The organism is Caenispirillum bisanense, assembly GCF_900230255.1.
GTDB classification, from domain to species: domain Bacteria; phylum Pseudomonadota; class Alphaproteobacteria; order Rhodospirillales; family Rhodospirillaceae; genus Caenispirillum; species Caenispirillum bisanense_A.
The window spans coordinates 141,789-158,172 of record NZ_OCNJ01000004.1; the positions used below are offsets into that span (position 1 = coordinate 141,789).

Below are 16,384 nucleotides of genomic sequence, written 5' to 3' on the forward strand. Positions count from 1 at the left end.
TCACGTCACGCTCTCCACGCGAAAATAATCCTTTCGAATCATCCGTTTTGCCGCCAGAGTCGGAAGCCCGCGCCGCACCGCAGCCGACCGAAGACGGGCCCGCCACAGCATGAACAACCGCATCCTTCCCGCCGCCGCCGCCGTGGCGCTGATCGCCGTCGTGGCCGCCATCTACGCCGGGCTCTGGGTCCTCGCCGCCAATGCCGCCAAGGACGCCGTGCGGACCTGGGCGGAGGAGCGACGGACGGAAGGCTATCAGGTCTGGTGGTCGGAAATGAAGACCACCGGTTTCCCGTCGGAGGTGCAGCTCACCCTGACCGAGCCGCAGGTGCGCTTCCCCGAGGCCGACGGCGGCGGCGGCTGGGCGGCGCCAGCCGTGCGCATCACCGCCAAGCCGTGGCGGCCGTCGCACCTGACGGTGACGGCGCCGGGCGAGCACGTGCTGAATTTCGTCCACGACCGCCGAGTCTACACCACCCGCAGCCAGGCCGGCGAAGCGGCGCTGACGCTCGACGTCGACGGTGCCGGCGTCGAAGGCGGCGCGCTCGCCGTGCGGTCGCTGCGCATCGACGGCCTCGCGCCCGGCGGCCCGGTGGAACTGGCGAGCCTCGACGCCGTCTTCGAGCCCAATCCGGGCGGCCGCGCCAGCGTCTACGAACGGCAGGAGGAACGCGACACCGGCATCTGGGCCGCCTTCGACGTCACCCTGAAGGACCTGCGCCTGCCGCGCGACCTCGCCCTGCCCATCGGCGACGGCATCGACGAGCTGACGCTGCGCTCGATCATCCCCCACGCCCTGCCCGACGGCGTCGACCTGCGCGGCCGCCTGCGCCAGTGGAGCGACGAGGGCGGCGTGGTGGAGGTGGAGCGCCTGACCCTGGTCGCCGACCCGCTCAGCCTGGGCGCCGTCGGCACCGTCGCGCTCGACAGCTGGCTGCAGCCGCAGGCCGCCTTCACCACCCAGCTGCGCGGCTTCTTCGAGGCGCTGGAGCAGTTGGAGAAGAAGGGCATCATCCGCGCCCGCGACGCCAGCATCGCCAAGGTGGTGCTCGGCGCCATGGCCAAGCAGCCGCCCGACGGCGGGCCGCTGGCGCTGGAGCTGCCGCTGTCCATCCAGGAGCGCATGCTCTACCTCGGCCCCGTCGCCCTGCTGCAACTGCCGCCGCTGCGCTGGGGCGGCGACGCACCGCCGGGGCCGGGCGAGATCAAGCCGGGCTTCGACATCGGACCCGACGGCAAAGTGGTGCCGCGCAAGCCCAAGATCACCGCGCCGCAATGACGACGGGCGCCGCCGGTCTCCCGGCGACGCCCGCGCGTCCGCTCGCCGTGTCGTCGGGTCGCGTCAGCGGCCCGGCCCCTGCTGCGAGCCGCTGAGGCCCGGGCGCGGGTTGGGGCGCGCATCGCCGGCGGCACCGGCGGGACGGACCCAGCCGGACTCCGCGGCGCCGGCCTCGCGGCCGGGGCGGCCCTCGTCCTCCGGCAGCGGGCCGGGACGGCTGGCGTTACCGGCCACGCTCTGGGCGCGGCTGGCCCTCTCCGCATCGGTCAGCCCGGTGGTCGAGGTCTCGCGCGCGGCGCCGGGACCGAAGCCGGCGGCCGTGCGATCGTCACGCTCGCCGCCCGAGTCGCCACCGCCGCCGGCCGCACCGGCGGCCTTGTCGGCGGCTTGGTCGGCTTTTTCCTCGGCCTTGCCGGTCGCCCGGTGCACCTGCTCTTCCGCCTGGTCGACAGCGCGATGGCCGGCGTCGCGGGCGGCACCGCGGACCCGTTCGCGCAGCGGTTCGTAGGCTTCTTCCTCGGTGCGGGTGCGCGGCAGCATGGTCGCGGCGAGGACGCCGAAGGCGGCCGCCGCCATGCCGAGCATCAGCGGGTTCTCGCGGGCGTAGCCACCGGCCGAGCGCAGGCCGGTGCCGGCCCGGTCGTACAGCTCGCCGGCCCGCGCCGTCATGCCGGACGCCGCCGAACCGATGCTGTCGCGGGCGGCGCCCATGCGGGCCCCGGCCGAGTCGCGGGCACCATGCATGCGGTCTTTGGCACCGGCGGAGGCGTCGTGCAGGCGGTCGCGCATGCCGGGGCTGGAGTCGTGGTGGCTTTCACCCTCGGCATGCCCGTCGCCGCCGGCGAGGCCGGAGCGCAAGGTGCCGAAGCCCTGGCCGATGCGCGCCGCCGACGGGCCGCTGTCGCGCGCCGTCATCAGCCAGGTGAGGCCGATGCCGGCCAGCAGGGCGGGCAGCGGGTTGTCGCGCACCTGTTCCATCAGGTTGCGGCCGAACAGTCCGCCGTTCTGTCGGGCGTAGGAAATGGCCTGATCCATGGCCGCCTGCGGGTTCAGGCGCTCCTGCAGGGCATCCAGGGTGGCGTCGAGTTCGGCGCGGGTGTCGTCGATGTCGCGCTCTATTTCGTCGGGTGTGCGGTGGTCGGTGGTGCTCATCGGACGTGCTCCCTCACCATCTCGCGGTCGTGCTGAAGGCTCTCGCGGGTGCGGCGCGGGGCCAGGCTGGTGGTGCGCAGCTTCTTCTGGCCGCTCATGCCCATAATGACGGCGACGATGACGGCGATGCCGCCCACCACCAGCGACGCCACCCACGGCTCCCACACGTTGGACAGCGCCGTGACGGCGGCCAACAGCAGGATCACCAGGCCGGCGAGCGCGATGGCGAGCGCGACGCCGATGGTGACCAGGGCGGCGATGGCCTTCTTCAGGCTTTCGTCGGCTTCGGCGCGGGCGAGCTGGATCTCCTGGCGCACCAGTCGGACGACGTCGCGCCCGAGGGTGCCGACCAGATCGCCCAGACTGCGGTCGTGCATGCTGATGTGACTCATGGTTCGGTCTCCTGTCAGCGGCGATCAGTGCGGGCGGCCGCTCGGATCATGGGTGGTCGAGGGTGTCTGGCGGTCCGGCTCGGTGGGGGTGGGGGCGGCGCTGCCGCGGCCGGGCATGCCGCCGCCGCCCGGGCTCGCCGAGGTGGCGGTGGGACGCGGGCGGGTCGCCTCGGACGGTGCCCCGACGCCGACGGCGGCCCCGGACCCGGCGGCCGGGTGGGTGGGATGCACGGGCACGTCGTCGCCGCTGCTGCCGGTGCCGCCGCGATGGCGGACCTCGTCGCGCGCCCGGCCGGCGTAGTCGGCGCCGGTACCGGCGGCGGCGAAACGGCCGATGGCGAGGCCGAGGGCCAGCATGCCGCCGACGAACAGCACCGGCTGGCGCTGGGCGAAGCCGGTCACCTGATCCATGACGCCGCGCATGTCCTGGCGGCGCAGGGCGTCGGACAGATCGTCGAGGCGGTCGGCGGCGAGCGTCATGGCGCGGCCGATGGGATCGCCTTCCAGGCGCCCGGCGGCGTCGCGCAGTGCTTCGCCGGTGCGGTGGGCACGGTCGGCGGCGGAGTCGCGGGCCCCGTCGAAGGTGCGCTCGGCGGCCTGGACACCGGTGTCGCGGGCTTCCCGGACGAGATCGCGCAAGCGGTCGGCATCACTGGTGCCGTTGCCGCGGTGGGGGTCAGCCATGGTCGTCTCCTTGGTCTGGAGGGACGGACGGTCCGCGAGCGAGCGGACCCGATTGGCCTGACAACGTCACCGGGAGGGGCGGAGTTCTGTGGGCATCCGACTCTAAGCCATTGAAAATCCTCAATACGTGAATAGCGAGATCGGGCCACATACCACGACGTGCAGAGTCGGCGCCGCCGACCGGCGCACGCCGAAAGACGTCGGGTTGTCGCGCAACGGCAATCGCGCGCTCGCCGCCTGCGGCGCCCTGTTCGACGACGGCATGGGGGTGCTCCCTGCGGCTGTTCGGCGCGGTGCCGTCGCCGTCGTCGGGGCCTCAGTCGGACGCGGGCGACAGCAGGGCGCGCAACAGGGTCCAGTCGGCCGTCACCCGTCCGGCATAGGCGGCGGCGGTGTCGGCCAGGGCGGCCCGGGTGGCCTCGTCGGACAGCGCCGCCGCCATGGCCGCCTCGAAGTCCACCGAGCGGCGGTCGCCGCGGGCATGGGCCAGCGCCAGCGCATCGCCGCAGGCGGCGGCGTATTCGGCGATGAAGCGGTCGGGGTGCTTGCAGATGAGGTCGTCGGGATCGAGCGACACCCGCGCGTGGTGGCGCGAGCGCACGAGCCAGTGGTGGCCGCGCCATTCGGCCTCGTCCAGCACGATGTCCGGCCGCCGCTGCATGAGGCGCTGGCAGTCGACGGTCAGGTGCGCCGAATCGAGCCGGTTGGCCGGGTCGATGTCGGGGAAGTGGCGTAGGGGCGCCGCCCGGCGCTGCCGCTTCACCTCCACGATGTGGTTGAGGTACAGGCGCTCCGGCTCGTCGGCGCCCGGCCCGACCAGCAGGTAGAAGCGGTCGACGTCCACCGATCCCGTCCCGGCGCCCACCCGCCGCACCACGTCGAGCACGGCGTCGTCGACGTAGGGCCGGAAGGCCGCCGCCACCGCCGCCGCCTCGTCGTCGGGCAGCGGATCGTAGCGGCCGGGGGCGATGCGGAAGCGCAGGGCGCCGTCGCGCATCTCCGTCGCCTTGGCGAGCGTCGACTTCTCGGCGAAGTCCTTGCCGCCGGCGGTGCGCTTGCGGGCCTTGCGCTCGGCCTTGCCGAGGGCGTGGTCCTTGTCGAAGCCGCGCACCGCCCGGTCGCGCTCGTCGGGGTCGGTGGCGGTGGCGGCGCAGGTGGCGCCGTAGGCGGCGGCGAAGGCGAGCACGGCGGCGCGCGCATCGGCGGCCGAGGGCGCGATGCCCGCCGGCACGTCGTCGTCGGGATCGTCGAGCGCGTAGGAGCCGCGGCACAGGCCGACGGCGTGCTCGGCGGCGAGGAACAGGCTGACGGAAAAGCGCAGCAGGTCCCACCCGGCGCGGCCGACGCAGGCGTCGTCGTAATCGTTGGGACACCAGATGACGGCATCGCCGTGCGATCCTTCCTCGGTCAGAAAGCCGAAGTTGGCGAAATGGCAGTCGCCCTGCACCCGCGTCAGCGGCGCCGCCGCCAGGGCCTCGGGCATCACCACGGTCCCCATGGCGAGGTCGGCGTAGAACAGCTGCGCCGAACCGCGGAAGAACCGGAAGGGCGAGCGCGCCATCTTCTGGTGCTTGGACAGCGGCGCCTCCGGCCCGGGCGGCGTGCCGTCCACCGCCTCCAGCTCGGCGGCGATCAGCCGCAGGCGGCGGGTCTCGGGATCGGCGGCGGCGACGGTGGTGCGGACCATGGGGCGGCGGCTCCTTGGGGTCGTGCGGCACGCGCGCCGCTTAAGGTCATGCGGCAAGGGCGCCGCGTCGGGTTCCGCAGCAAGCCTGCCGCATGGGCTTGCCCGGGATCAAGGCGCGTGGACGCCGCGCGTTGTGTCCTTGCCGGAACCAGTCGCCGCGAGGACCCGCCGCCATGACCGAAAAGCAGCTCGCCATGATCATCGTCGCCCCCATGATCGTCGGCATGATCGCGCTCATGTGGCGGCAGGGCGCCGTCGGCACGGCCACCGCCGCGGTGGTCGGCGCGCTCACCCTCCTCACCGCCACCTTCGTCGCGCTGACCTGATCGGTCTATACTGCCCGCCGGGATCACCGACGCAGGGAATGGCCGGGGCATGACGGAATGGCTGGGAACGCGCGACGCGCTGGCGCTCGCGTGGTTCATCGCGGTGTGGATGGGCTACACGCTGTGGGCCGACCACGGCCCGGCGCGCGGCCGCAGCATATCGAACGCCATGAACCGCCGCCGCGGCGACTGGATGCGCGAGGCGAGCCGGCGCGAGGTGCGCATCGTCGACACCCAGATCCTCGGCAACCTGCTCACCGGCATCGGCTTCTTCGCCTCCACCACCATCTTCGTGGTCGGCGGCCTGGTGGCCATGCTGGGCGTGGCGGAGCAAGGGTCCATGGCGCTCGGCCGCCTGCCCTTCGCCGTCGACACCGGCCCGGCGGCGTGGGAGGGCAAGGTAGTGCTCCTCCTCATGATCTTCATCTACGCCTTCTTCAAGTTCGCCTGGGCCTTCCGGCTGGCCAACTACTGCTCCATCACCGTCGGCAGCCTGCCCGCCGACCTGGGCGACCGCCCCGCCGAGGCCGAGCGCATCGCCGCCGCCGCGGCCGACCTGAGCCGCCTGTCGGGCCACCACTTCAATCGCGGCCTGCGCGCCTATTTCTTCGCCCTGGCGGCGCTCGGCTGGATGCTCGGCCCCATCGTCTTCGCAGCCCTGACGGCTGCCGTGGTCGCCGTTCTCTACCGGCGGGAGTTCCGCTCGCGCGCCCTTGCGGCAGTTCGCGATCTGTAGGAACAAACCACCACGCCCTCTCCTCCGTTGGTCGGACACAACACCCGACGAAACCGGAGGAGACACCCCCCATGGCTCAGCAGATTTACGAACTTCTTCAGAAGGATCACGACACGGTCAAGATGATGATCGACAAGATCCTCGAAACGACCGACGGCGCCGAGAAGACCCGCGAGGACCTGTTCGCCAAGATCAAGCACGAACTGGAAGTCCACACCAAGTTCGAGGAAGAGGTCTTCTACCCGACCTTCCGCGAGGACAAGCCCGACAAGGAAGCGAAGGAAGAGGTCAAGGACGCCCTGAACGAGCACGACGAGGCGAAGTCCATGCTCGCCAAGCTCGAGAAGATGGACAAGACCTCGGACGAGTTCATCCAGACCCTGCGTGAACTGCAGAAGGCGCTGGAACATCACATCTCCGACGAGGAGGACGAGATGTTCCCGCAGGCCCGCGACGCGGTCGACGACGACGCCGCCGTCGAGATGGCCGAGCGCTACAAGGAAATGAAGAAGAAGGCGCACTGACCCGGTCGGTGTGCGGGCGGGGCGGCACCGGCATCCGGCGCCGCCCCGTCGCCTTTTCGGACCCCGTCACGGAGGACCCTCACATGGCCGAAGACACGCCCTTCCCGCCGCAGCACCAGAGCCAGCCGGGCGACGAACACGCCATGGCGCCGAAGCCGAGCCCGGCGCGGCGCGACTACAAGGGCAGCGACAAGCTGGCGGGCAAGGTGGCGCTGGTCACCGGCGGCGACAGCGGCATCGGCCGCGCCGTCGCGGTGCTGTTCGCCCGCGAGGGCTGCGACAGCGCCATCGTGTACCTGGAGGAAGACAAGGACGCCGAGGAGGCCAAGCGGCTGGTGGAGGCCGAGGGCCGCCGCTGCCACCTGATCCGCGGCGACCTGGGCGAGGTGGCGACCTGCGACCGCGCCGTCGAGGAGACGCTGAAGACCTTCGGCCGGCTCGACATCCTGGTCAACAACGCCGCCGAGCAGCACAAGACGGAAGACCTGCTGGAGGTGACGCCGGAGCTGTGGGACCGCGTCTTCCGCACCAACATCCACGCCTACTTCTACCTGACGCGCGCCGCCGTGCCGCACATGCAGCCGGGCAGCGCCATCATCAACACCACCAGCGTGAACGCCTACAAGGGCAACCCGAGCCTGATCGCCTACAGCTCCACCAAGGGCGCCATCACGGCCTTCACGCGCTCCATCGCGCTGTCGCTCATGGAGCGCGGCATCCGCGTCAACGGCGTGGCGCGGGGGCCCATCTGGACGCCGCTCATCCCGGCGACCTTCGACGACGAGAAGGTGGCCAACTTCGGCAAGCAGGCCCCCATGGGCCGCGCCGGCCAGCCGGAGGAAGTGGCGCCGTCCTACGTGTTCCTGGCCAGCGACGACGCCAGCTACTTCACCGGCCAGGTGCTGCACCCCAACGGCGGCTACGTGGTGAACGCATGACTACGCCGGGGCGGCCTGTACGCCGCCCCGCTGCTGCCCGGTGATGCTCGGCGGCCGGTCAGATGCTGCCGTAGCTGCGCAGCGCCGCCTCCACCGCCGCCCCGTCGGAGGCGCGCGCGGCCGCCGCGGCGGCCAGCGGCACCTTCGAGCGCGCCCGCTCGGCCATGTAGGCGAGCGCGTTGAGGTCGTCGTAGGTGATTTCGGTCACCATGCCGTCGGCCCACAGCACACGGCCCGGCTGGTTCGGCGCGGGCTGCTGGATGATTTCCACCTCGTCGCGGTGCTGGCCCAGGGTGATGGTCTTTCGCATGGTCGGTACCCCGTTCTCCCGTCGTCCACGGTTCCATCATAGCAGAAGCGTGACAAGCTCCGTATCTGACTAAAGGGTTGAGGAAGCCCCAAGGTTCCCAGGAAGACCAAGGTCCTGACGGTGAGGACGAACGTCGAAAGGGGTGCCGGTCTACGTCCGCGGGAGTCCCAGCTCGGCACGGGAGCGCTCCGGCAGTCGGGCGACTTCCGGTAGATCGCCTACCCCCAAGGTCCACCGCACGAGGCCGCGGCCGAAACGATGCGTCAGCGAGAAAATCTTAGGCATGGCACGTCTCCACGGGCTGTCTTCGTAGAACCATGAAAGCCCGCGACGCCACCCGCGACAAACGGGAAGGCCTGCGCTACCTTTAAGCAGATCTAATGCATGGGGAGACGTCAGCGCCGTGAGCCGACCGTTGCCGCCGCTCAACGCCCTGCGCGCCTTCGAGGCAGCGGCGCGTCATCTGTCCTTCGTGAAGGCCGCCGACGAGCTGGCGGTGACGCCCGCCGCCGTCAGCCAGCAGGTGAAGGGGCTGGAGGAACGCCTGGGCCAGACCCTGTTCCGCCGCGTCACCCGCGGCCTGCGCCTGACCGCCGCCGGCCAGACCCTGCTGCCGGGCCTGTCGGAGGGCTTCGACCGCATCGCCGAGGCGGTGGCGGAGGTCACCGGCGGCTCCGACGACGACCTGTTCACCGTCTCGGTGCTGCCCAGCTTCGCCGCCCACTGGCTGGTGCCGCGCCTCGTGCGCTTCGGCGAGATCAGCCCGGAGGTACGGATCGTGCTGCTGGCGACGGTGCAGCGCGCCGACTTCCAGGGCGACCGGGTGGACGCCGCCATCCGCTACGCCCCCGCCCCGCCGGAGGGGGTGGAGAACGCCCTGCTCATGCGCGAGACGGTGTTTCCCGTCTGCAGCCCGGCGCTGGCCGAGCGCCTGCACCTGCGGACGCCCGAGGATCTGGTCCGGGCGCCCATCCTCTACGACCTGCTGCCCGACGGGCGCCTCGACAACACCTGGGGCGACTGGCTGAAGGCGGCGGGGCTGCCGGCCTTCGACTGGAAGACCGGCACCGGCCATTCCGACACCACCGTCGCCATGCAGGCGGCCATCGCCGGGCAGGGCGTGCTGCTCGGACGCGACCTGCTGGTGGCCGATCTGCTGGCGCGCGGCCTGCTGGTGGCACCCTTCGAGCTGCGGGTGCCCTCGCCTTTCACCTACTGGCTGCTCTGGCCGCGGCGGACGGCGCGCCGCAAGGCGTGGCGCACCTTCCGCCGCTGGCTGGACGAGGAAGTGGCGGCCTGCTGCGTCACGACGCCTGCGGAATGACGCCGCAGGCGACCCGGGCGCCACCGCCGCCGAGCTTCGGCTCGTCGGAATAGGTATCGCCGCCCTCGTGGATGATGAGGGCGTGGCCGCGCAGGCGGCTGGCGTCGTCGATGCGCGGCGCCGTCACCGTGTCGTCCACCGTTCCTTGCGCGTCGGCGGTCAGGAACGGCAGGTCGCCCAGGTGCCCGGCGCCTTCCGGCCCCCGGTGGGTGCCGGCAGTGTCGGGATCCCAGTGGCCGCCGGCGGCGCCGCCCGGCGTGCCGTCCTGCGGCTCGCACGAGCCGTTCTGGTGGACGTGGAAGCCGTGTTCGCCTTCCTTCAGGCCGGTCGCCTGCACCTGAAAGCTGGTGCCGCCGTCGCCGGGGAGGATGGTGACGGAGCCGATGGTCTCGCCGGTGCCGTCCTTGGTCAGGGCCTTGAGGTCGACGGTCATGGCATCGGGCGAGGCGGCGTTCTGCTGCTGCGTCTGGGCGACCGCCGGCGCGGCGATCCCGAGGGCGACGGCACAGGCGGCGACAGTGGTGAGACGGCGCATGAAAGGTCCTCCCGTAAGTGGTTGTCCGTCTGGTCAACGCGAGCCCCGCCGCCGCCGGACGTTGACGGCGACGACGCATCCGGCGTAAAGCCCGACCATGCGACCGCCCGCTCCCGCTCTGCCCATCGACCCCGTCCTGCCGGACCTCGCCGCCGCCCTGGCCGCGGGGACCAACGCCGTGCTGCAGGCCCCGCCGGGTGCCGGCAAGACGACGCGGGTGCCGCTCGCCCTGCTCGACGCGCCGTGGCTCGGCAGCGGGCGCATCGTCATGCTGGAGCCGCGCCGCCTCGCCGCCCGCGCCGCCGCCGCCCGCATGGCCGCGACGCTGGGGGAAGCGGTCGGCGACACCGTCGGCTACCGCATCCGCCTCGACACCCGTGTCGGGCCGAAGACGCGCATCGAGGTGGTGACCGAGGGCATCCTCACCCGCATGCTGCAGTCGGACCCGGAACTGACCGGCGTCGGCTGCCTGATCTTCGACGAATTCCACGAGCGCAGCCTGAACGCCGACCTCGGCCTCGCGCTCGCCCTGGAGGCGCAAGGGGCGCTGCGCGACGACCTGCGCATCCTGGTGATGTCGGCGACGCTCGACGCCGCGCCCGTCGCCGCGCTCATGGGCGGCTGCCCGCTGATCACCAGCGAGGGCCGCGCCTTCCCGGTGGAGACGCGCTACGCCCCGCCGCCCAAGCCGGACACGCGCCTCGAAGACCACGTCGCCGCCGTGGTGCGCCAGGCGCTGGCGGAGGAAGCGGGCTCGGCCCTGGTCTTCCTGCCCGGCCAGGGCGAGATCCGGCGGGTGGAGCAGCGCCTCGCCGGATCGCTGCCGGCCGGCGTCGCCGTCCATGCCCTGTTCGGCGACCTGCCGCAGGCGAAGCAGGACGCCGCCATCGCCCCTGCCCCGCCGGGCACCCGCAAGGTCGTGCTGGCGACCACCATAGCCGAGACCAGCCTGACCATCGACGGCATCCGCATCGTCGTCGACGGCGGCCTCGCCCGCGTGCCGCGGTTCGAGCCGCGCAGCGGCATGTCGCGGCTGGAGACGGTGAAGGTGTCGCAGGCCGCCGCCGAGCAGCGCCGTGGCCGCGCCGGCCGCCTGGAGCCCGGCGTCTGCTGGCGCTGCTGGGCCGAGGCCGGCCACAAGGCCCTGCCCGCTTTCGGCCGCCCCGAGATCCTCGACGCCGACCTGGCACCGCTCGCCCTCGACCTCGCGCAATGGGGCGCCGCCGACCCCGCCGCCCTGCCGTGGCTGGACGCGCCGCCGCCCGCCCATTACGCCCAGGCCCGCGACCTGCTGGTGCGGCTCGGCGCGCTCGACGGCGACGGGCGTATCACGCCGCACGGCCAGGCGCTGGCGCCGCTGCCCCTGCACCCGCGCCTCGCCCACATGGTGGTGACGGGCGAGGCCCTCGGCCACGGCCCGCTCGCCTGCCTGCTGGCCGCCCTGCTGTCGGAGCGCGACGTGCTGCGCGCCGGGCGCTCGGACTGCGACCTGCGCTCGCGCGTCGCCGTGCTGCTGCGCGACGACGACGCCCCCGCCGGCGCCGACCCCGGCGCCGTGCGGCGGGTGCGCGAGGCCGCCCGACAGGTGGCGCGGGCCGCCGGCATCAAGGGCCAGGCACGCGACGCCGCCGCCACCGGCCTCCTGCTGGCGCTCGCCTACCCCGACCGCGTCGGCCAGCGGCGCGGCGGGCAGGTGCGGCTCGCCAACGGCCGCGGCGCCGCGTTGCCCGACGGCGACGGGCTCGCCGCCGCCGACTGGCTGGCGGTCGCCGACGTCGATGCCGGCAAGGCGGCGCAGGCCCGCATCTGGCTCGCCGCGCCGCTGTCGCCGGCCGAGATCGAGGAGGCCTTCGGGCCGGAGATCGTCGCCGGCACCTTCGTGGTGTGGGACCCGCGCGAGGAAGCCGTCGCCGCCCGCCGCCAGCGCCGCTTCGGCGCCCTGGTGCTGAAGGACGAGCCGCTGTCCGCCCTGCCCGCCGACCGCACCGCCGAAGCCGTCTGCGAGGGCATCCGCCAGATCGGCCTGCACGCCCTGCCGTGGTCGCCGGAAACCGACGCCTATCGCGACCGCCTGCGCTTCCTGCACCGCGTCGAAGGACCGGACGAGGGTTGGCCCGACGTCTCCGACGAGGCGTTGCTGGCGACCCTGGACACCTGGCTCGCGCCCTTCCTCGCCGGCGTCACCCGGCGGGCGCACTTCAAGCGCATCGACCTGAAGGCGGCGCTGGAAAGCCTGCTGCCGTGGGAAATGCGCCGCCGCCTGGAGGCCGAAGCGCCGACGCACCTGCAGGTGCCGACCGGCAACCGCCACCGCCTCGACTATTCCGGCGAGGACCCGGTGTTGCCGGTGAAGCTGCAGGAAATGTTCGGCGCCCGCGAGACGCCGCGCGTCGCCGGTGGCCGGGTGGCGGTGGTCATCCACCTGCTGTCGCCGGCGCAGCGGCCCTTGGCGGTCACCCGCGACCTGCCGTTCTTCTGGCGCGAGGCCTACCCGTCGGTGAAGGCGGAAATGCGCGGCCGCTACCCCAAGCACCCGTGGCCCGACGATCCCCTGGCGGCGGCCCCCACCGCCCGCACCAAGCCGCGCGGCGGGTGATGCCGAATGCTTCTATCGCGCGGCATTCTGTGGTGATGTGAGAGCAACAGGCAGGAGGGAGAGGCGCCGTGTTTGAATACGTCATCATCGGCTTCGTGGTGCTGGTCACGGTCACGCTGTGGAGCGGCGTGAAGATCGTGCCGCAGAGCCAGACCTATGTGGTGGAACGGTTCGGCCGTTATCAGCGGGTGCTGCACGCCGGCCTCAACCTCATCGTGCCCTTCCTCGACCGGGTGGCGCACAAGGTGGACATCCTGGAACGCCGCCTGCCGGAACGGCCGTCGGACGTCATCACCCGCGACAACGTGACCATTTCCGTCACCATGTCCATCTTCTTCCGGGTGACCTCGCCGGAATACACCGTATACCGCATCCGCGACCTGGAAGGCGCCATCGCCACCGCCGTCACCGGCGTCGTGCGCTCCAACATCGGCACGGTGGAGTTCGACGAGGTACAGAGCAACCGCGACTCGCTCAACGTCACCCTGCGCAAGGAGCTAGAGGAGATCGCCCAGGGCTGGGGCGTGGAAATCACCCGCTGCGAAATCATCGACGTCAACGTCGACGACTCCACCCGCCGCGCCATGCAGTTGCAGATCAATGCAGAGCGCGAGCGCCGCGCCGCCGTCACCCGCGCCGAGGGCGACAAGCGCGCCGCCGAACTGCGCGCCGACGCCGAACTCTACACCGCCCAGCGCCAGGCCGAGGCCCGCCGGGTCACCGCCGAGGCGGAAGCCTTCGCCACCGAGACCATCGCCGGCGCCATCAGCCGCGGCGGCATGGAGGCCATCCGGTTCGAGGTCGCCAAGCGCCAGATCGAGGCGCTGGGGCAGGTTTCCGCCTCGCCCAACGCCAAGTTCATCCTGCTGCCGACCGACATGGGGCAATCGTTCTCCGGCCTCGCCGGGTTCGCAGCCCTGCTGGACGGCAGCCGCGGCGGCGACGGCCCGCCGACGCTGCCGCCCGCCGCCGCCGGCGTGCTGTCGTCCGCCGAGCCCCCTGCCCCGCCGACACCCGCGGGCCCGTGGTCATGAGCGACCTGACCGGCGTCATCGACGCCGCCTCGCCGTGGTTCTGGTTTGCGCTGGCCTTCGCGGTGGCCATCCTCGACCTGTTCCTCGGCTCGTTCCTGCTGCTTGCCCTGGCGGTCGCCATCGCGCCCATCGGCGTTCTGCTGCTGATCGCGCCGGTAACCATGAGCGACTGGCGCCTTCAGGCCGTCATCATCGTGGTGCTGTGGGCGGCGGCGACCGTGGTGTTCCGCCGCCTGTTCGGCGCCCGCCACCGTCGCGGCGGCGGCGGCATCAGCCGGCGGGACGTCAACGACTACTGACCGCCGGCCGGCCGGTGACAAGGCGGTGAGCAGCGGCACCCGGCGGGCCGGCCCGTCGTTGACGCTGTGACGACGCCCCTTGCCGAACCGCTCCCATCGGCCGATCTATTGCCCTGCCCTGCCCTGCCACTGCCGCCAGGATCGCGATGCCCCCCGCCGACTCCGTCAGACGCCGCCGCCTGTTGCCGCACCTGCTGTCGGCAGTCCGCTGCGGCGACCGCGGCGGGCGCGTCGCCGTCGGCACCATGCTGGCGGAGCTGGGCGACCGCTCGTTCGGCTGGGCGTTGCTGGTCTTCGCGCTGCTGAACCTGATCCCGCTGCCGCTCGGCTTCAACATGGTGACGTCGCTGCCGGTGTTTCTGGTGGCGGGCCAGATGGCGGCGGGGCTCGACCGCCTGTGGCTGCCCGAGCGCCTGACGCTCGCCACCGTCGACCGCCGCAAGCTGCGGCGCAGCGTCATGAAGCTGAAGCCCATCGTGCGGCCCATCGAACGCATGGGCGCCCGCACCTGGCTGCGCATGCTGCGCCGGCCGCCCGACCGCATGGTCGGGCTCGCGCTCATCGTCGTGACCTTCGTGCTGTGGCTGCCGCTGCCGCTGACCGGCTGGTTCCCGGCCATCTCCATCTTCGTGATCGCCGTCGGCCTGATCGAACACGACGGCCTCATCACCGCCGTCGGCCTCGCCATCGGGGCCTTCGCCATCGCCGTCGGCGCCGTCATGGGCGCCCTGCTGGTGGCGGGTGCGGCGCAGGTGGTGTGACGGCGAAACGGCCGGGAGGCTGGCCTCAGATCCCCATCAGCTGGTCGATCTCGTCCTGGTGCAGGGCCACCTGGTTGCCGTGGATGATGGCGCTCGCCACGTCGATGAGGCGTTGCAGGGCGCGGCCGGCGGTGCGGCCGCGGGCGCGCAGCTGCTCGGGATCCTCCAGCACCTCTTCCATGCGGTCCATGGTCAGGGTCACCAGTTCGTTCATCTGGCCGATGGTCTGCTCGAACGGGTCCTTGAAGCGCGCCGGCACGTGCTCGTAGGCCTCGACGGCCAGGTCACGATCGGAGAACGAGGAGTCGCGGAAGTGGTCGGGGTAGCTCTTGGGCTCCCACGCGCGGCACTCCTCCAACATGTCCGGCATGTCCGGAACCATCTCGAGGAGCATGATGATCTCGTTGAAATGGTTCAGGTAATCCGTCGCCAGCAGGGTCTGCGCGTTGATGTTGGTGCCGGTGCAGCGGGCACAGAAGGCCTCGTAGAGCGGACCGTTCGGTTCCTGCTCCATGGTCGATGCGACGGCGGACGACTCGGTGCTCACCACTTGGACCCCTTCGGGCCGGCATCCCGCGGCCGGCCTCTTTCCCCCACGGCGGGACGTGGATTATCCCTCAAAGACGCCACCGGGATCAACGCCCGCGCGAAGGAGCCGCCGGGGCCATAACGGTGTGCGGGCGTGGAGCCACCGGCGCGGCCGTCGCCGGACGGGCTTGACCCGCCGCCGCGGTCGGTGGTTCGCTGATGCCAGTCACGACCGCCGCCGGAGCATCCGTCCATGCAGACCCCCGCCGACCTCGGCTTCCGCATGCCCGCCGAATTCGAGCCGCACGCCGGCTGCTGGATGGCCTGGCCGTGCCGCAGCGAAGCCTGGGACAACGGCATGCAGGCTGCATACGAAGCCTATACGGCGGTCGCCCGGGCCATCGCGCGGTTCGAGCCGGTGACCATGGTCGCCCGCCCCGAGGACGCCGACGGCGCCCGCCGCATGCTCGGCGACGGCATCGAGGTGCTCGCCTGGGCCATCGACGACAGCTGGACGCGCGACACCGGACCGCTGTTCCTGAAAGGCCCGAACGGCGAGCTGGCCGGCGTCGACTGGGGCTTCAACGCCTGGGGGCTGATCTACCAGGGCTTCGAGCACGACGCCCAGCTCGCCCGCCGCATCCTCGCCCACACCGGCGCGCGGCGCTTCGTCGGGCCGCAGATCCTGGAGGGCGGCTCGGTCCACGTCGACGGCCAGGGCACCCTGCTGACCACCGAGGAATGCCTGTTCGACGCCGAGCGCAACCCCCACCTGACCCGCGAGGACCACGAGGCGCACCTGAAGGCCTTCCTCGGCGTCGAGACGGTGATCTGGCTCGGCAAGGGGCTGGAGAACGACGAGACGACGGGCCACGTCGACAACGTCGCCTGCTTCGCCGCGCCGGGGAAGGTGCTGATGGTCACCGCCACCGACCCGGCGGACCCGGACACCGCGACGCTGGCCGACAACCGCGACCGCCTGCGTGAGGCCCGCGACGCCCAGGGCCGCCGTATCGAGGTGATCGACCTGCCGCAGGTGCCGCGCCGGCTGGACGCACGCGGCCACCGCATGGCGCTGTCCTACGTCAACTTCTACATCGCCAACGGCGGCATCGTGATGCCGGGCTTCGACGTTCCCGAGGACAAGGACGCCGCCGCCGTGCTGCGCGCCGCCTTCCCCGACCGCGAGGTGGTGGTGGTGCCGGCCTTCGAGGTCGCCGTCGGCGGCGGCAATATCCACTGCATCACCCAGCAGCAGCCCAAGGCTTGACGGGCCGCC

The 16,384-nt window shown here is 72.2% G+C and carries 18 protein-coding genes; 11 read left to right on the forward strand and 7 right to left on the reverse strand.

Translation table 11 applies throughout. The features are described from left to right. Positions 1 to 109: 109 nt before the first annotated feature. Entirely contained in the window at positions 110 to 1,279 is a 1,170-nt protein-coding gene (locus tag CRP50_RS10435; protein WP_097279103.1) for a DUF2125 domain-containing protein, read from the forward strand. 63 nt (positions 1,280 to 1,342) lie between these two features. Here the strand turns inward: CRP50_RS10435 and CRP50_RS10440 are convergent, their stop codons facing one another. From CRP50_RS10440 to CRP50_RS10455, 4 genes are all read right to left on the reverse strand, one after another. Next, positions 1,343 to 2,431 (reverse strand): DUF3618 domain-containing protein, encoded by a 1,089-nt coding sequence (locus tag CRP50_RS10440; RefSeq protein WP_097279104.1) that lies wholly within the window; start codon positions 2,429 to 2,431, stop codon positions 1,343 to 1,345. Continuing rightward, the gene (locus tag CRP50_RS10445) at positions 2,428 to 2,823 is read right to left on the reverse strand and encodes a phage holin family protein (protein WP_097279105.1); all 396 of its coding nucleotides are present in this window, start codon (positions 2,821 to 2,823) and stop codon (positions 2,428 to 2,430) included. The genes CRP50_RS10440 and CRP50_RS10445 overlap by 4 nt, the downstream gene beginning before the upstream one ends. A gap of 24 nt (positions 2,824 to 2,847) precedes the next feature. Next, positions 2,848 to 3,507 carry a hypothetical protein gene (locus CRP50_RS10450; RefSeq protein ID WP_097279106.1) on the reverse strand — a complete coding sequence of 220 codons (660 nt, stop codon included), beginning with the start codon at positions 3,505 to 3,507 and terminating at the stop codon, positions 2,848 to 2,850. Positions 3,508 to 3,823: 316 nt separating this feature from the next. Continuing rightward, positions 3,824 to 5,194, reverse strand: a complete 1,371-nt coding sequence (locus CRP50_RS10455) for a DUF2252 family protein (RefSeq protein WP_097279107.1) — start codon at positions 5,192 to 5,194, stop codon at positions 3,824 to 3,826. 173 nt (positions 5,195 to 5,367) lie between these two features. Here CRP50_RS10455 and CRP50_RS25555 point away from each other — a divergent pair, with 173 nt between their 5' ends. The 4 genes from CRP50_RS25555 to CRP50_RS10470 all read left to right on the forward strand — a co-directional run bounded on the left by CRP50_RS25555 (position 5,368) and on the right by CRP50_RS10470 (position 7,718). Next, positions 5,368 to 5,520, forward strand: a complete 153-nt coding sequence (locus CRP50_RS25555; RefSeq protein ID WP_176525120.1) for a hypothetical protein — start codon at positions 5,368 to 5,370, stop codon at positions 5,518 to 5,520. Positions 5,521 to 5,569: 49 nt separating this feature from the next. Further along, a complete protein-coding gene (locus CRP50_RS10460; RefSeq protein ID WP_097279108.1) occupies positions 5,570 to 6,256 on the forward strand; it encodes a DUF599 domain-containing protein in 687 nt (228 codons plus the stop codon). Between the two features lie 71 nt (positions 6,257 to 6,327). Next, on the forward strand, positions 6,328 to 6,780 hold the full coding sequence (locus CRP50_RS10465) for a hemerythrin domain-containing protein (protein ID WP_097279109.1): 453 nt from the start codon (positions 6,328 to 6,330) through the stop codon (positions 6,778 to 6,780). 83 nt (positions 6,781 to 6,863) lie between these two features. After that, complete coding sequence (locus CRP50_RS10470) at positions 6,864 to 7,718, forward strand: SDR family oxidoreductase (RefSeq protein WP_097279110.1); 855 nt, start codon at positions 6,864 to 6,866, stop codon at positions 7,716 to 7,718. A gap of 58 nt (positions 7,719 to 7,776) precedes the next feature. On the opposite strand, the gene CRP50_RS10475 is transcribed toward CRP50_RS10470, so the two are convergent. Next, complete coding sequence (locus CRP50_RS10475; protein WP_097279111.1) at positions 7,777 to 8,028, reverse strand: hypothetical protein; 252 nt, start codon at positions 8,026 to 8,028, stop codon at positions 7,777 to 7,779. Between the two features lie 403 nt (positions 8,029 to 8,431). Here CRP50_RS10475 and gcvA point away from each other — a divergent pair, with 403 nt between their 5' ends. Then, positions 8,432 to 9,352 (forward strand): transcriptional regulator GcvA, encoded by a 921-nt coding sequence (gene gcvA, locus CRP50_RS10480; RefSeq protein ID WP_097279112.1) that lies wholly within the window; start codon positions 8,432 to 8,434, stop codon positions 9,350 to 9,352. Here gcvA and CRP50_RS10485 read toward each other — a convergent pair. Then, positions 9,333 to 9,887: a superoxide dismutase family protein gene (locus tag CRP50_RS10485; protein WP_097279113.1), complete on the reverse strand. Its 555-nt coding sequence runs from the start codon at positions 9,885 to 9,887 to the stop codon at positions 9,333 to 9,335. The two genes, gcvA and CRP50_RS10485, sit on opposite strands and share 20 nt — an antisense overlap. Positions 9,888 to 9,984: 97 nt before the next feature. Here CRP50_RS10485 and hrpB point away from each other — a divergent pair, with 97 nt between their 5' ends. The 4 genes from hrpB to CRP50_RS10505 all read left to right on the forward strand — a co-directional run bounded on the left by hrpB (position 9,985) and on the right by CRP50_RS10505 (position 14,577). After that, positions 9,985 to 12,483, forward strand: a complete 2,499-nt coding sequence (gene hrpB / locus CRP50_RS10490; RefSeq protein WP_097279114.1) for an ATP-dependent helicase HrpB — start codon at positions 9,985 to 9,987, stop codon at positions 12,481 to 12,483. 68 nt (positions 12,484 to 12,551) lie between these two features. Then, positions 12,552 to 13,517: an SPFH domain-containing protein gene (locus CRP50_RS10495; RefSeq protein WP_097279115.1), complete on the forward strand. Its 966-nt coding sequence runs from the start codon at positions 12,552 to 12,554 to the stop codon at positions 13,515 to 13,517. Continuing rightward, positions 13,514 to 13,816, forward strand: coding sequence for a hypothetical protein (locus tag CRP50_RS10500; protein WP_141415104.1), 303 nt, complete (start codon positions 13,514 to 13,516; stop codon positions 13,814 to 13,816). The genes CRP50_RS10495 and CRP50_RS10500 overlap by 4 nt, the downstream gene beginning before the upstream one ends. 146 nt (positions 13,817 to 13,962) lie before the next feature. Then, positions 13,963 to 14,577, forward strand: coding sequence for an exopolysaccharide biosynthesis protein (locus CRP50_RS10505; RefSeq protein WP_097279117.1), 615 nt, complete (start codon positions 13,963 to 13,965; stop codon positions 14,575 to 14,577). Positions 14,578 to 14,602: 25 nt separating this feature from the next. Here CRP50_RS10505 and CRP50_RS10510 read toward each other — a convergent pair whose 3' ends face one another. Further along, complete coding sequence (locus tag CRP50_RS10510; RefSeq protein ID WP_097279373.1) at positions 14,603 to 15,091, reverse strand: hypothetical protein; 489 nt, start codon at positions 15,089 to 15,091, stop codon at positions 14,603 to 14,605. Positions 15,092 to 15,358: 267 nt separating this feature from the next. On the opposite strand from CRP50_RS10510, the gene CRP50_RS10515 reads away from it, so the two are divergent. After that, complete coding sequence (locus tag CRP50_RS10515) at positions 15,359 to 16,375, forward strand: agmatine/peptidylarginine deiminase (protein ID WP_097279118.1); 1,017 nt, start codon at positions 15,359 to 15,361, stop codon at positions 16,373 to 16,375. Positions 16,376 to 16,384 lie beyond the last annotated feature (9 nt).